The organism is Acinetobacter sp. YH12241 (assembly GCF_013417535.1).
Classification (GTDB): domain Bacteria; phylum Pseudomonadota; class Gammaproteobacteria; order Pseudomonadales; family Moraxellaceae; genus Acinetobacter.
Genome location: NZ_VPDQ01000016.1, coordinates 1 through 16619, shown reverse-complemented (window position 1 = coordinate 16619; position 16619 = coordinate 1). Strand labels below are relative to the sequence as shown.

General features: G+C 39.8%; 7 protein-coding genes and 3 pseudogenes. 6 read left to right on the top strand and 4 right to left on the bottom strand.

Annotated features, from left to right (window positions below):
• Window positions 1-27: 27 nt before the first annotated feature.
• A complete protein-coding gene (locus tag FTV18_RS10245) occupies window positions 28-1581 on the bottom strand; it encodes an esterase-like activity of phytase family protein (protein ID WP_167846514.1) in 1554 nt (517 codons plus the stop codon).
• A gap of 474 nt (window positions 1582-2055) precedes the next feature.
• Here FTV18_RS10245 and FTV18_RS10240 point away from each other — a divergent pair.
• Window positions 2056-2883, top strand: a pseudogene (locus tag FTV18_RS10240) (TonB-dependent receptor domain-containing protein); the annotation flags it as partial.
• 268 nt (window positions 2884-3151) lie between these two features.
• On the opposite strand, the pseudogene FTV18_RS15805 reads toward FTV18_RS10240, so the two are convergent.
• Window positions 3152-3238: pseudogene (locus FTV18_RS15805) on the bottom strand (HNH endonuclease); the annotation flags it as partial.
• A gap of 38 nt (window positions 3239-3276) precedes the next feature.
• The gene (locus tag FTV18_RS10235) at window positions 3277-4509 is read right to left on the bottom strand and encodes an ATP-binding protein (protein ID WP_094069408.1); all 1233 of its coding nucleotides are present in this window, start codon (window positions 4507-4509) and stop codon (window positions 3277-3279) included.
• A 335-nt stretch (window positions 4510-4844) separates the two neighbouring features.
• On the opposite strand from FTV18_RS10235, the pseudogene FTV18_RS10230 reads away from it, so the two are divergent.
• Window positions 4845-5147, top strand: a pseudogene (locus tag FTV18_RS10230) (transposase); the annotation flags it as partial.
• Here FTV18_RS10230 and FTV18_RS10225 read toward each other — a convergent pair.
• Window positions 5132-5470, bottom strand: coding sequence for a transposase (locus tag FTV18_RS10225; RefSeq protein ID WP_154320127.1), 339 nt, complete (start codon window positions 5468-5470; stop codon window positions 5132-5134). The pseudogene FTV18_RS10230 and the gene FTV18_RS10225 overlap by 16 nt on opposite strands.
• 305 nt (window positions 5471-5775) lie before the next feature.
• On the opposite strand from FTV18_RS10225, the gene FTV18_RS10220 reads away from it, so the two are divergent.
• The 4 genes from FTV18_RS10220 to FTV18_RS10205 all read left to right on the top strand — a co-directional run bounded on the left by FTV18_RS10220 (window position 5776) and on the right by FTV18_RS10205 (window position 16614).
• Window positions 5776-7533 (top strand): ShlB/FhaC/HecB family hemolysin secretion/activation protein, encoded by a 1758-nt coding sequence (locus FTV18_RS10220; RefSeq protein ID WP_154320126.1) that lies wholly within the window; start codon window positions 5776-5778, stop codon window positions 7531-7533.
• 86 nt (window positions 7534-7619) lie between these two features.
• Window positions 7620-14663 carry a hemagglutinin repeat-containing protein gene (locus FTV18_RS10215; RefSeq protein ID WP_179989050.1) on the top strand — a complete coding sequence of 2348 codons (7044 nt, stop codon included), beginning with the start codon at window positions 7620-7622 and terminating at the stop codon, window positions 14661-14663.
• An 18-nt stretch (window positions 14664-14681) separates the two neighbouring features.
• On the top strand, window positions 14682-15302 hold the full coding sequence (locus FTV18_RS10210; RefSeq protein WP_154320123.1) for a hypothetical protein: 621 nt from the start codon (window positions 14682-14684) through the stop codon (window positions 15300-15302).
• A 236-nt stretch (window positions 15303-15538) separates the two neighbouring features.
• A protein-coding gene (locus tag FTV18_RS10205; protein WP_180033305.1) for an IS3 family transposase occupies window positions 15539-16614 on the top strand; the annotation gives its coding sequence in 2 pieces (ribosomal slippage) (window positions 15539-15791 and window positions 15791-16614; 1077 coding nt in all).
• The last annotated feature ends 5 nt before the right edge of the window (window positions 16615-16619 follow it).

The window sequence follows — 16619 nt, the reverse complement described above, 5'->3', positions numbered from 1 at the left end:
GTTTTAGCTTTTGGGCTTCATTCATTGTTATGGGTTGAAAAGATTTAACTTATCGGCAATATATAAGGTAGGTGTATCGACACGCATGCCCACATTATCCAAATACTTTTGCTCTAAACCATTGGTTGTCCAAAGACCCATGTCATCATCATTCACAATGCCAAGAGTTTGTCGGTTAATCAACCATAGACCTTCCATTTTGTCATGCGCATAACTTACACGTTTACCCATATCCAATACCAATGTTTTACTTACTGGCTGAATATTTAGTGCTTGTAATGCTTCCCATTTTTTATCGTTATTGATGAAATATTGCTCGAGGGTTTTACCTGCAATCGTTAAACCAAGTTTAGGATCTTGCACTAGATCGCCCTGAGTTGCGATATCCTCCAAATTGGTAGCATCCTTCAGATCAATACGATAAACATGTTTCATGATATTCGGATCGTCTTTAAGGAATTTGCCATCACGTTCCAGTACTAAAAACTCATGATCATTAATCGCAATAATAGCTGAGTTTGAGTTAGCATCAATTTCTTGACGATAGAGATACTGAGCAACTTTTCCTGTTTCAAGATTGATCGTCACAATACGTGTTAAGGTTGATTTATTAACAGCTTTAGTCGGTAAGTCCATTGTCGATTGCATAATCCCAACCAATGTTTTTTGGTCAGGTGTAATAGTTAAACCTTCCATACCACGGTTGGCACGACGATAACTAAATTCTTGCGGTAAAGTGAAGGTATTGCGCACATCATTTACAAAAGGATTAATACGACCAATTTCTTTTCCATTGGCATCATAGTGCACAATGTGAGGACCATATTCATCACTCACCCAGAATGTACCATCATTCAATGCTGCCAAACCTTCAGAATCGAGACCGTAATCATCAAGTTTGATAGGGTTCGTTATTGGGTCATAAGGCTTTGATGGATCTTTAGCGATGACCTTGCCATGAATATCGTAAGGTGTTTCGCCTGTACCACCTAGTGCAGCAGTATTCGGTAATCCACTAATATTATTTCCATCACGATCTTTTAATAAAATCGTTTTGATGAGTTTGATTGAGCCATCATCTTGTACCTCAAACAACCCAATTTTAGGTATATAGTCTGGCATTGGAAAAATCTTACCAGCACCATTCACGCCATCATTATAGTCAGCATTTGGGCCACGATCTGTGATTGCGTAAAATTGTTTATTGTTCGTAGGATGGGCAGCAACATCAGAGCCAAAGCCACCCTGTCGAAGTGTAAATGCACTCGCAATAGTTGTTCCATTCGCCTTAAAGCTTGTTAAGTTTTGGTAAGGCAATGCAACCCCTTGGGCAAATAAGTTTGGACCACACTGGATGGAGCTTTGCTGGATTTCATTCGCATCCAACTCACCATTTTGATTTTTATCCAAACCACTTTCAATACGTGTTCCAGCACTCCAGCAATCATCATTTCCAAGTACTAAAGGCGTCTGTTGAATCAAACTATTCAATCCATTTTGACCATTGTCCCCATCATCAGTACATGCGGTTAATAAAATTGTCGAAGCTAATAAAGCTAAGGTTAGTGGTTTTTTTTTCATTTTTTTGAAGCATCATGTTTAAAAAGCTTCATCATAAGAAGCAAAAATGACAATTACATGAATGAAATATGATCAATGTAAAATTTTAGCAAATTAAAAATATCAGTAGTTTGTGGGGGTTATATCTAGGTTTTCTTCATTATTTATCAAATGTGGTTTGAGGTAAAATTAAAATAAAACTTTAAACTGCCACAGTATTCTAGATATAAGCAGCCTTATTATGAAGCTGTCTCATAGGGCAGGGTTATACCAATGCTAAGTTTGAAGTGATTGAATCATCCTACTTACTAACGACACAATGTGACGTGTCGAAATTTATGTTTATTGAAAATTCCCCCAAATAATTTAAATTACTGTAATATTTTCCAATAGTTAAAACATTGCTAGTAGCATCATCAACTTAAATGTACTGTGTTGCAGGTAATAGAATTAAGACATCAGAAATAGCTTCAGCACCATGACTAAACCACAGGCAATGGTGATGACAGTGGTTCAACAGATTATCAAAAGTTACTTCCAACTGTCGCTTTAGGCTGGGATATATTACCTGAGCTTTATACTTATGCTAGCTATGGCAAAGGCTTCGAAACACCAACCTTTACCGAGATGGCCTATCTTACAGTAGGGACTTCAGGCATTAACTTTAATTTAAAACCTGCGACCAGTGATACCGTAGAACTTGGCTTAAAATCGCAGAATACCTTAGGGTTATTTACTTTTGCTGTATTTCATACTGAAACTAAAAATGACATTGTGCCTGACGATGCCAATGGCGGGCGAAGCACATTTCGTAATGCAGAAAAAACCTTACGTGAAGGCTTAGAGTTATCGTGGCAAAAACAGCTCTGGCAAGCACTCAATATTCGAACCAGTTATAGTTATTTAGATGCGACTTTTGATGCTGATATTCCAGCGACCACAACCAAACCGCTGATACAAAAAGGAACATATATTCCAGGTATTGCCAAGAATCAAGCTTTTGTAGGCTTGGCATGGCAACCTGAGCAGGGATTTCAGGCAGGCTTAGAAGCACGTTATATGGACAAGATTTATGTCGATGATATCAACTCTGATACTGCACCAAGTTATACGGTCGTTGCGGCAAATGTTGGCTATTTGTGGGTCAATAAAGACTGGAAAGTAAATACTTATGCACGACTAGATAATTTATTAGATCGAAACTATGTGGGTTCCGTGATTGTCAATGATAGTAATAATCGTTTCTTTGAGCCCGCAGATAGACGAAATTTTAATGTTGGACTATCGATAAAAAAATATTCTAACATAGGCTTTGTTGCATAAATACATAACCAACTGATTTTGTTCATTAATTTTTAGGTTGAAATTCATACAAACCTATTTAAATCAGAAGCTTACAAAATCTTTATGCAACAAAGCCGTGGAACAGCCACAAATAAACTCAGTAATAAATTTTTAAACATATTAATCCCCCGTTAAGTAACGGATTATAACAGCCGTAACTATCTAATCACATGCAAAAAGTAGCCGTTTCGCCTTTTCCTGTCCTCACATGATGCAAGCGGACCATACATCTTAATCAGATAGAAATCGAGTCGAGGTAAATCAATCCATCACAAATGGAGCAGAAATTATGCTTGATCACACTCTTGGTTAATGCTGAAAAGTCTTTGAGTTTTAATTAATAAATAAGTGTATCCATGTCTACCCTCAACTTTACTTATTTTCAGATAGCAACCAATCGAGAGCACTCATTTTTACAATACCATTATAATTCGCTTCAGTCCCTATCGTGTCTAAGGTAAGCAAATACTTGGGATACGAATCAGAAATTTTCTGTAATGGACGTAACTCTCGGCTGAGTGTCTCCTCATTGAGCGTTTCTAATGCCACCTGATAATAAGTTAAATTCTGTAAAGTATCGACAGCAACAAAATCAATTTCATATTCATCAACCCGCCCTACATAGACCGTATAACCTCGTCTGACAAGCTCAAGATAAATCACATTTTCTAAGATATGACCTTGATCAGCATTAGCATCAGGCAACATAATCCGGCGCAATCCGACATCAACTAAATAGTATTTTTCAGAGGATTGTAATAACTCACGCCCGCGTACTTTAAATTGTGCGGCACTATAAAATAACAAACTGTCCTGTAAGCCCTGAATATAGCGTTTTACTGTTTCAAATGAAATTTTAACCCCACTTGAAACAAAGGTATTTTTAATTTTATTGATGGAAATAGGTGAGCCTGTCACGCTTGCCAAATATCTTGCGACACGCTCGAGAGAGTTAATATCGGCAGTATTCAAACGGGGAATAACATCTTTAAACATTACACTGGCATAGACTGCTTGCAAGTAATCATAAGTTTCCTGCTGGCTAGTCATGGCAAGCGTATAAGGGAAACTACTGCGCGTATACATGGCATACAAATCACGATTTGATAATTGTTGGATGATCGGATTATTTTCAATATGCCACTGTTTAAATTCTTGGAATGACAGAGGTAGAACATGTTGCTCGATATAGCGTCCTGTAAGTAAAGTCGCAAGTTCTCCACTTAGAAAGAATGCATTTGAGCCTGTAATATATAAATCGATATAATCCCGAACATATAAAGAGTCGACTACTTTCTCAAAATTTGTAACATGTTGTATTTCATCTAAGAAAACATAGTTTTTTTTACTTTTATCAACTTTGGACAATACATAATCATGTAGTTTACGGTAATCGGTGAGTTCTTCAAATTCCATAAATTCGAAGTTGATGGCAATGATGTTTTCGGCTTGTACACCCTGTGCTTTTAGGATTTGTTGAAACATTGCCAATAAGGTGGATTTTCCAGAGCGACGCACACCTGAAAGTACTTTAATGACATCACGGTCTTGCCATGTATTCAGAAATTTTAAGTAGCCATCACGTCGAATATTAGCGCTTCTCATTATTTACACTTGGAATCTAAAGTTTTAATAAATTATATCAAATTTTAGAACGTATATGTAAATATATTTAATTTTAAAAAAAGTTTAAGGTTAAGTGAAACATTCAAAGCTGCTGTTGAAGTATACGGATAGTAAATGTAATAAAAATCCAGATTCTATCTTTTTTGACTCTGTACACGACAAAAAACCTAAATATGCCTAATATCGTATCTGGGTCTACTCCTTAGATGAGCAATGGTGATGCCTTGTTTTCGGATTTGTTGAGACTGTAAATAAAACTATGTAAACGCTTAAACTCCCCCAACGTTGTTGGGGTCAAACAAAAGGTGTTTACCATGAAAGATGAAGCAATGTTGGCACTCGCTAAAGAGTTAGCCAAGAACCTAAAAACCGAACTCGATCTCAATAATTTTAGTCGGGCTTTAAAGAAATTGACTGTTGAAACTGCCCTTAATGCGGAACTCACCGACCATTTAGGTTACGAAAAGAATAGTCCACGAACAGGTAAAAATGCTCGCAATGGTTACACAACGAAGCGTCTACTGACTGATGATGGTGAGTTTGAACTAGATACCCCTAGAGATCGTGAGGGTAAATTTGAGCCACAGCTTATCAAGAAAAATCAGACCCGTATCACAAAGCCAATTTCTGCTTTTGAGTGAGGTAAAGCAATTTGAACCGTTAACATATTAGTAGAAATAGGATCTAATGGTGCAGAGCAGGATAAGGCAATAAATGCAGGTTTATTCGGTGGTGGTGAGCGATCATTCTTTGGTTTACCATCAAATAAGCGAATCCATTTGGATACAAGATTTGCATTCAATCCATGTTGCAAAGCGACCGAAGCAATTGAAACGTCAGGTGCTTTACAAGCCTGAACGATCTGCTGTTTAAATTCAGCACTGTATGTTCTTCGTTTTTTCGCTAGAGATGCGATGGATGTCTGATTATTTGTCGTCATAAATTTAAGTCCCCACTTGTTTTTAAGTGGGGACTAAATTAAGGCTTATAGGATGAATTCATAAGGTGTGTTCAGCGGACGCTTACGAAAAAACAGCCAAGTGCTCATATGGTACAGTTATATCAAGAACAATGGTCAGATTGGCTATCAACGACACATGTGGCAAGTGAAGGTGTCCTGCAGAATGAAAGTTAAGTGTCTATTGAGGGGTACAATCTAATGGGAGAAATTGAAAAATAAAATACCATTGAATATTTGGTCATTATTTGTTAATTTCTGCGCAAAATTTAACATGCAATAAATTTATGTTCAAAAAAAATATAGTATTAAAAAGTATTTTGCTTACTTTGGGTGGTTTTGTTGTTACTCCTTTTGCATTTGCAGAAACATTTGATCCAGCGATAGATGGTTTGATTCGAAACCAGCAGCGCCAAGCAGAACTAGAAAAAATTATACAACCAGAACGTGATGTTAATTTAGATGTCATCCAAAAAAAAGAAGCTGTACAACTTACCGACCTTGAAGATCAGAATTGTTTTGAAATCAAGACAGTTGAACTTGATGGCGAAATGAGTAAGCATTTTGATCAATATGTGCAACAAGCGTTAAAAGATTTAAGTTTTACTCCAGGTTTATGCATGGGTGAGCAGCGAATTAATCTGTTGATGACGCAAACGCAGAACATCATCATTGGCCGAGGCTTTACTACGACACGAATATTGGCTGCACCTCAAAACTTAAGTACAGGCGTATTAAAACTCACCGTCATTCCGGGATTAGTTCGAGAAATCAAACTCGATTTAAGTGATGAGGAAAATACCCGAGCAGGCCGAATTCAATATGCCAAAAATATCTTTCCAATGAAGAGTGGCGATATTCTCAATTTACGTGACTTAGAGCAAGGCTTAGAAAACTTAAAAAGACTGCCTACAGCGGAAGCTGATATTCAAATTATTCCTGCAGATGCGCCCAATCAAAGTGATGTTATCGTCAAATGGAAACAGCGAAAAATTCCAATTCGCGTGACCTTAAGTGCTGATGATGCCGGTAGTCGTCAAACCGGTAAATACCAAGGTAACATCACCGTTTCAGTCGATAACCCTTTATTTAGAAGTGACTTATTTTACGTCACCATGGGCCGTAACTTAGCAGATCAGCAAGAGATTACGGATCAAAATGGAACCACTGTGAAGAGCGGAACCCATAACTATGCCCTTCATTATTCAGTCCCTTATAAAAACTGGCTGATCAGCGCCAATGCGAGTCGATACAATTATGACCAAGCTGTTGCAGGCACCAATAATGTCTATAACTATAATGGAGAAAGTCAGACTCAAGACTTAGGCTTGACCCGATTGCTTTATCGGGATGCCAAGCGTAAAACCTCAGCGACCTTGAAAGGCTGGCATCGAGAATCTAAAAGCTATATTGATGATGCCGAACTGACCATACAGCGCAGAGATGTTGCGGGTTGGCAGTTAAACCTTGATCATCGTGAATATATTCAATTTGCAGTGCTGGATTTGAGTCTAGGGTATAAGCGAGGCACAGGTGCATTCGATTCATTACCAGCAGTTGAGGAAGCGCTGAACGAAGGTACATCACGGATGAAGATCTGGACGCTAGATGCCAATCTGAATGTTCCGTTCCAATTTGAGAACCAGCAATATAGCTACTCAAGTGCCTTTAGAGCGCAATACAATGACACCCCGCTGACCATCCAAGACCGGCTTTCCATTGGTGGAAGGTATACAGTACGCGGTTTTGATGGTGACCTAACCCTAGCAGCAGACCGTGGCTTCTACTGGCGCAATGATTTAGCCATGTCTATTTTTCCCGCACATCAATTCTATATGGCCTTGGATGCTGGGCATGTTGATGGTCAATCTGCCCAATGGCTTTTAGGTAAAACCCTTGTGGGTGGTGCGATGGGGCTACGTGGTCAATTTAAGGTGGGTGGCACTTTTTACTACGATATATTTATCGGTAAACCAATCAAGAAGCCTGAATATTTCCAAAATTATGATTTGAATTATGGTTTTAGTGCCAGTTATTCATTCTGATCTAAAGAAAAGTACAAACTAAAAAATGAGCTCGTAGTATTAAAGCGAAAAAATCTCCCAAATAAAGACACATTGGTAATTGAAAAATGAATAAGAACTGCTATAAAACGATTTTTAGTCAAACCCGTGGTGAAATGATTGCTGTTGCAGAAAATGTCGCAGCTGCAGGACAAGCCTCAACACAGAATAATAAAGCGGTTGATCTTGAAACACCAGTCGTTGCTTCTGAAAAAAGTTTAGCTTTAAAAGTTCTTTCATTTTCATTGATGCTGATTACAGGCACTGCCCTGATCAATGCATCTATTGGTGTATCGCACAGCAATGTTGTTGCAGACTCGAATGCGGCAGGCAATCAGCGTCCAACGATATTGAACAGTGCCAATGGCACAACGCAGGTGAATATTCAAACCCCAAGCAAAGCTGGGGTATCGGTGAATCACTACCAGCAATTTGATGTGAATCAGAACGGTGTCATTTTAAATAACAGCCGCCAAAATACTCAAACGCAGCTTGGGGGTTATATCCAAGCCAATCCGTGGCTTGCAGGCGGTGAAGCCAAAGTCATTGTTAATCAGGTGAACGGCAGCAATCCAAGTCACTTAAATGGCTATGTAGAGGTCGGTGGACGTAAAGCAGATGTGATCATTGCCAACCAAGCTGGGATTAATGTCGATGGTGGCGGTTTTATCAATGCAGGTGGGGTGACTTTAAGTACCGCCAATCCGAATATTCAAAATGGACAAGTGACAGGTTATCAAGTCCGTGACGGGGTGATTAACATCACAGGTCAGGGCTTGGATGCCAGTAAAGCCGACTATACCCAGTTACTCAGCCGTGCTGCACAGATCAATGCGGGGATTTGGGCTAAAGAATTGACGGTGGTTGCTGGACAAAATGATATTGAAGTTAATCCGCAGGCTGGTGCGATACAGGCGGCTTCGGGGTTGGCAGGCACTGTGCCACAGTTTGCCATTGATACCAGTCACTTAGGCGGAATGTATGCGGGCAAAATCAGTTTAATCAGTACCGAACAAGGGGTTGGGATTAACAATGCAGGGCAAGTGTTTGCTTCAGCCGGGCATATTAAAATCAGTGCCAATGGCGAGCTGCAAAATAGCGGTGCAGTAGTTGCAGAAAATAAAGTCGATAGCACCCCAGCGAGTTTAAATCTTCAAGCAAAAGATTTAAACAATAATGGCAAGATATTAAGTCTAGGCGATCAACGCATTCAGGCTGAAAACGTCAACAATACCGGCCTCATTAATAGCCAAGGTTTAACTCGTATTGATGCCAGTCAAGGCATCCAAAACGTGGGTACAGGTCAAATCTATGGTGACCATATTGCCCTGCAAGCCGCGCATCTTCTCAATGCAGAACAGCAAACCAATGGCGATGTCAAAGCAGGCACGATTGCGGCACGTCAACGCTTAGATATTGCAGGCGGAAAAATTGAAAACCGAGAACAAGCCTTAATTGCCAGCGAAGGTGCGCTGACTGTTGGTGGACAACTCAATGCAAACCATATGGCAGAAGGCTCTGCCGCATTATTAGACAATGCCAGTGCACGTATTCAATCCGTGGGTGATATGTACTTAGGCGTGGATATTTTGACCAACCGAAATTTGCATTTCAGTTCAAGTGTCAAAGAAATACCAGAAACCCGCAAAGATGTGACCGCTTATCAAGGTGCTGGAAGCGCTGAAATTCTTGATTCATCGCATATTACAGGTCGTGGCAGTTATGACAGCATTTATCTGGATGGTCAAAAATATGAAGACTATACCCGATATATCTACAACCAGTACGAAACCCAACACTATGTGGATTCCAGTGCACCAGCGGAGATTATTTCAGGTGGCACACTGACGCTAAAAGGCCAAAGCCTGACCAATGACAAGAGCCAAATTCTAGCGACGAAAGGCATTAATATTGAACAAAATGAAGTGAATAATATTGATGCTGAGGGTGAGCATCGTGTGATTAAAACGGGGACATCACAGTATCACTATGTAGGTTGGAATACATTAGGTACAAGTAAACGAAGTAAGTGGAACAGTGTTAAACCCTATAATCCAGCTGATATCGTAACGCCAATAAAACTTGATGTGGTGAAATATGATGGTGCTCACCAAGGCACATTAAATGGTGATACCTCAGAACTCAGCTTACCGCTGCAATCCTTATACAGCGTTAATAAAGAAAATAATAACCGCCCTTTGATTGAAAGCAGCGATGCCTTTACCAATTATAAAAATTGGTTAGGCAGTGATTACATGCTGCAAATGTTCGCGACCAACCCACAAAATATGCAAAAACGTTTAGGGGATGGTTATTACGAGCAAAAACTGGTCAATGACCAAATTGCACAACTGACGGGTCAAGTTTATTTAGATGGTTATACGAACTTCGAGGATCAATTCAAAGCCTTGATGGATTCTGGGGTAAGTGCTGCCAAAGATCTTAATTTAAGTGTTGGAGTGAAGCTCTCAGAAGCACAGATTGCTCGATTGACCAGTGATATGGTGTGGCTGGTGACAGAAACCATTACCGTTGATGGCGAAAAAATCCAAGTCTTGGTACCGAAAGTGTATGTTGCGGTACAGTCGGGGGACTTAAACAACAAAGGTGCCTTGATTGCAGGCGAGACGGTCAATTTAAAACTGAGTGGGGATTTAAACAACCAAGGCAGTATTGCTGGACGCCAATTGGTGAGTCTTGAAGCCAATAACATTAATAACGTGGGTGGCTTAATACAAGGTCGAGATGTCTTTGCGACAGCACACACCGATATCAATAATATTGGTGGGACAATGACCGCCAATCAAATCCTTGCCCTTGATGCGGGCCGAGACATTAACAACATCACCACGACGATTAAAACTGAAAATAAGCACGGTTTAAGTGAATTTAGCGCTGAAAACATTGGCCGTGTTGCTGGGCTGTATGTACAAGATGCGGATGGTCAGCTGGTTGCCAATGCCAAGAATAATATCAATCTGACTGCATCAGATCTACAAAGCCAAGGTAGCATTGCGATCCAAGCGGGACAAGACCTGAATCTTTCTACGGTGAATGTCAGTCGCAGTGATTTAAGCTCAGCAGGTGACAAGGATCAGATTCTGAATGCTTCGAGTCGAGATGTAGGGACGCAGATTCAGGCGAAAGGAAATATTTCCCTGCAAAGTGGTGCCAATACTCAGATTAAAGCCAGCACCTTGAACAGTACGTCGGGCAATGTAGTGATTGATGCTGGACAAAATGTCTTGATCGAAAATGGACGAGATGAACGCAGTTCTCAGCTTGCAGCCCAAGAAAAAGGTGGCTTCTCTACAACAGATAAAAAAATCCAATCTTCGACCAGTCAATCGATTGCAACCGACATCCAATCGGGTGGCAATATCCTGATCAATAGCCAAACAGGAGATATTCAAGCCACGCACCTGCAAGCTGGTGCGAAAGACAGCATTCAAATTACGGCAAACCAAGGCAATGTAAAACTTTTGTCAGATATTGATACTGATATAAAGAGCACGGAAACAGCCAAGAAAAATACAATTCAATTTAAAAACCGTCAATCAGGATATATCGACGAAGATGTTGCACAAACACAGCTCAAAGCTGGCAAAAATGTTGATATCAATGCCGGTAAAAATATCGAGCTGCAAGCCAATGATATACAAGCTCAAGACAATATTTATATTGGCAATAAACAATTCGAACGCCAAGCGGATGGCAGTTTAAAATCCAAAGATGGTAATGCCCTGCCCGAAAATGTCAGTCTGACGACATTAGAAACCAATGATCAGCAATGGGATGAAACCCAAAAAGGTTATCGTGGCATTGCCAAAGACTTAATGAAAGTGACTGCTGTTGGCTTAGCGGGTATTGAGGCTTTAGCTCCGGGATTAAAAGCACCGAAGATCACGATCGGAGAATCATCGAGCACACGGACTGAGCAAAGAACACAAACAGGGACCGATCTTGGTGCCAATAATGTCTATGTGGGTTCAGCAGGTCAAACGACACTGACCAGTAGCAACATTGATGCACAGAACACGGTCTTAGCGGGCAAAAAAGTCACGCTCGATGCAGCAGAAGAACAACACAAAACTGTTACGTCAAACAGCAAAGAAACGGTACAAGGTCTTGGGGTTAAGCTGAATAAAGACAGCATTCGAGTGGGCGGCTTTGTACTTGAAGACGCAGAGAATACCGTTAAAACTACAGCCACAACGCATAAGTCAGGCAATATCAATACTGAAAATTTAACAATTCAAGGTGCAGAAGGTGTAGATATCCTCGGCCAAAATATCACAGCGACAGGTGATACGATCATTGATCATGGTCGAGGAAATCTTAACATAGGCGGTTATGAAAATAAAACCACCACAGAAGAAAAGACTCATACTGAAACCATCAGTACAGAAGTCGGCATTCGCAATGCCTATTTAGATGCAATCTTAGCGGTAGAAGCTGTTGCAGATGCAACTAAAGCCTTATCTAAAGCTAAAGATGATTATAGCCAAGCACAACGTGACTATGCAGCGGGTCGAATTACCAAAGGAGCCTTAGATGACAGCAAAGCCAATGTCGCAATGGCAACGGCCAATGTGGCAAGTGCACAGATTGCTGTAGGGGCAGCAGCCGCATCTGCGGCTGCAAGCAGTGCAACCTATGGCTTTACTATTGGTGCCAATGGTGAAAGGATTGAAACTACGACGACCACGAATACAGAACAAAGCCAATGGCAAGGTAGCAACTTAGATTTAAATAACCTTCAGCTTAAATCAGAAGGCCAAGACATCAATATCCAAGGCAGCCGAGTGAATGCAACAGGCACCACGACCTTTGATGGCAGCAAAGACCTCAATGTGACTGCAGGCGTCGAGCATAGTAAACAGGACAGCAATAGTAAAACCAATAGCCAAAGTGTGAGCTATACCTATGGCGGTGGCGGCAGTGCTTCAATAGGCAAGCAAACCAGCCAATCACAAAACGAAAGCCTCACCCACGTAAATAGTGAAGTTGTGCTGAATCGTACTGAAGGTGCAATAGACAAACTGAATATTCAGGGCGGTGAGGTTTCTATCGCTGACCGAGGTAATCTACAAGTAAATCAGATCCATGTAGAAAGCTTGCAGGATACAGAGACTAGCAGTAATAGCAGCAAAGGCGGAAATATTGGCTTAGGTTTTGGTTCTAACGGTAAAGCCAGCAATATCAGCGCTGGCTATAACCAAAGTAAGGGCAGCATTGACAGTGCATGGGTAAATGACACTAGTAAGCTGCTGATTGGCAATGCGCAGAACGATGCTGATCTAGATGCGATGGGTGTTAAAAATATTACCAGTATTGGTGGTGTGATTGCCAATGCGACGAAGAATGAAGACGGCACATTAACGGATCACGGTAAGCTGAACTATTCAGGCGAACTTGCGCTGAAAGACATAGAAGATCATAACTACAACAGTAGCAGTGGTTTTAATGTATCAACGACGATAGGCAAAACCACGAACAACAAAGATGGAGAAAAATCCAAATATCCAAACGGTTCAACCACCATTGGCCTTAACAGCAGTGGACAAGAAACAGAACAATTGACTAAGGCAACGATGGGTCAAGGGACTGTTGCAAATGCCTCAGACAGCACCAATCGGGACATTAATAATACGCAAGAAATTACTCGTGACCAAGTGACGGGCATGCTGGATGGTTCTGTGACGGTTGATCAGCGTTTACTGAGTAAGAGTGGACGGGCGGAGATTATTCAAGAGCAGAAGGAATTACCTGAAAATTTCCGTCAAAGTGCTGAAAATATTGTGAAGCAAATGCCTGAGGGAGAATATAAAGAGAAGGCTTTACAAAGTTTAAATAATATACAAGCAAAACTTTATAGTTTACCAGCAGATTTTGAGGGTTTAGAGGAATATGGGCAGCAAGTTGCAGGGGAGCTATTGAAAAATGGTCTTGAAATTAAAGAGGTCGAAAAGATTATAGATACAGATAATTATTGGTATGCAATTCAAAAATTATCTGCTGTCCAAGAACAATTAGATATTTTGAGTCAGAATGGTAGTGGCATTGAACAGATTCTTAATTCTGAGCTCTCTAAAGAGCAACCAATAGTCAACTCAAACTCCTTAATTAGTATATTAGCTGAAAATACAGATAGTTCTCTTGCTGTAAAAGAAACGGATTTACTAGGTTTTAAATTTTTACATGCGGCAGCAGAAATTAGTAAAAATATAGAAAAAATTTCTGTAGATAGTGGTGTTGACATTGAAAAAATACAACTTGCTGCTAGCGTGTTGTTAGGAGGGCCTGTAAAAGCAACAGCAGGATATATAGTTAATCAATTTAGTGGAGAATATATTGATTATGCTACAAATGCGGTATCAGATCATTTAGTAAAATCACTCTACGGACTTTCAGATGGTCTATATGATGATTGGAGTCGGTCTGAAAAAATTAGTGAGTTGAAACAGCTTGGACTAAGCGATGATGATTTTCAACGAAGTCTTAATTATGCGGAATCACTGCAAAATGCAAAGCTAGGTGCTACTTTTATTGTTGGTATAGCTGCTGAGACACTAATTTCAGGGAAAGGAAAAGCTAAAAATAGTGATGAAATATCAGTAAAACCTACTGTTCCTGATTATGTTACTCGTAATGATCATGATTTTTCTGCTACAGAAAATTATAAAGGTAAACCAAAAGCTTACATAAATGACAAAGGTGATTTGGTTGCTGCAAACCCTGAAGGAACAGGATCTGTTCAATCTCATATTAGAGGTGGTAATTCTGAGAATACACCATACATTTCAACAAGTGATCCAGCAATAGCTATTGATTCTAAAAATTATGGTGGTGAGCAAATTAAGATTGATACGAAGCGATTGCAGGAAGATATTGATGCAGGTAAGATTTCTGGTAGTCAGATTGTGACACATACCGAAGTTAGAAAGGAATTACAATCTAAAGTCGATGCAGCTCAGGCGAAATATGATCGTAATCCTAGTAAAAAAAATCGAGATAAATTAAGAGATGCAAATAAAGATTTGAATCATGCTATTAGAGATGGGGAATGCTTAATCAAAGGTTGTGTTCCATCAGAATACATAAAGAAATAGTTTGTAAGGAGTATAGAGTTGGAACAGAAGATTATAGACTTATTAAATGAGATTCCTGATAGTGTCAATTATACAGATATAGCAGAGGACTTAGATGCTGAAGATATTTCAGTTAGCCGTATAGAACAGTTAAGAGAATTATTAACAAATTCGGATGACTATATTGTATTCCAAGCTGCTAAATTGTTGACATTTTGGGGAGATGATTATGGTTTTAATGCTTTAACTGCATTATTTGAAAACAATAAATTAAATGGTTTTATTGATCATAGGCTAAATGGTTATGATGATACATTGCAACATGTTCTTAGAGCATTTATTCGTTATTGGGCTGATAAATCTGACCATGGTCTAGGTACCTTAACAAGAAAAAAATTGTTTCCATATATTGTCAAAATAATAGAGCTTGCTAATACTCAACCTTTTGGAATAGATTCTTTATTTGGTTTAATAATCGATGAGGACTTCAAAGAATATATTCCATTTTTAAAAGAACATTTAATTTCAATCATTGATCATCCAGAAATACATGGTTGGAAAATTCATGATGTTATTGAGTTATTTTTAAAAATTGAACCTGATTTTGTATATAAATTATTGGATGAAAAAGGAAAGACGTTAAAGGATTTTAATTTTTGAAATTAATGTATCGACCAGTATTGGTATTCCACAAAAGGGAACTAAAGAAGCTTCTACAGCTCCAAAAGGTTCAACGACCATTGGTATCAATAGCAGCGGGCAAGAAACAGAACAACTGACCAAGGCAACCTTAGGTCAAGGTACTGTGACGAATGTGAAAGATACGGTAATCCCCCCTAAAAATAATAGGATCTAAAAGTAGAATTTTCTCTTAAGATACGAGCAGGAGATTCTGCATGAAAACATCTAAATTTACTGATAGTCAGATCATGTCCATCTTGAAACAGGCAGAATCTGGCACACCTGTAGCGACCCTTTGCCGTGTACACGGCATGAGTAATGCTACCTTTTATAAATGGCGTGCCAAATATGGTGGTATGGATACATCATTAATGGCTCGACTGAAAGAGCTAGAAGCCGAAAATACCAGACTTAAAAAGATGTATGCGGAAGAGCGATTAAAGGCCGAAATCATCCAGGAAGCGATGGCAAAAAAGTGGTAAAGCCATCTTGCCAGCGTAAGATGGCACAACAGGCAGTTGCCCAGCATGCCATTAGTATTCGTTTGGCTTGTAAAGCATTTGGCATTAGTGAAACCTGCTACCGCTATCAAGCCAAACTCAGCGATGACAATGCACTCATTGCTGAACAGCTCATTGAACTCACTGAGGAAAATTCCGATTGGGGCTTTGGTTTGTGCTTCTCGTATTTACGGCATGTTGAGAGTTGCTGCTGGAATCACAAGCGGGTTTACCGCATTTACTGTGAGTTGGCACTGAATCTGCGTATTAAACCGAGAAGAAGACTAAAACGGCATGCGCCTGAACCATTGAAAGAACCAATCCGAGAAAATCAGGTTTGGTCATTAGATTTTATGCATGATCAGCTTTCCGATGGTCGCAAGTTTCGATTATTGAATGTGATTGATGATTACCGCCGCGAAGGCCTAGCCATTGAAGCAGGGTTCTCATTGCCCACAATCAGGGTTATTCGTACGTTGAATCAATTGCTGGAGTGGAGAGAAAAACCGTTAGTGATCCGATGCGATAATGGTCCCGAATTTATCAGTCACGAATTTGTGCGCTGGGCTACTGAGCACGGTATTCGTATTGAATATATTCAACCGGGTAAGCCACAGCAGAATGCGTATATTGAACACTATAATCGGACCATACGTTATAGTTGGCTGAGCAAGCATTTATTTGATACTTTGGATGAAGTACAAGATTATGCAACAAACTGGTTGTGGCATTACAACCATGAAAGACCACATCAAGCTAACAAAGGAAAGCCACCTCTAATGGCTGCTTAACCTCT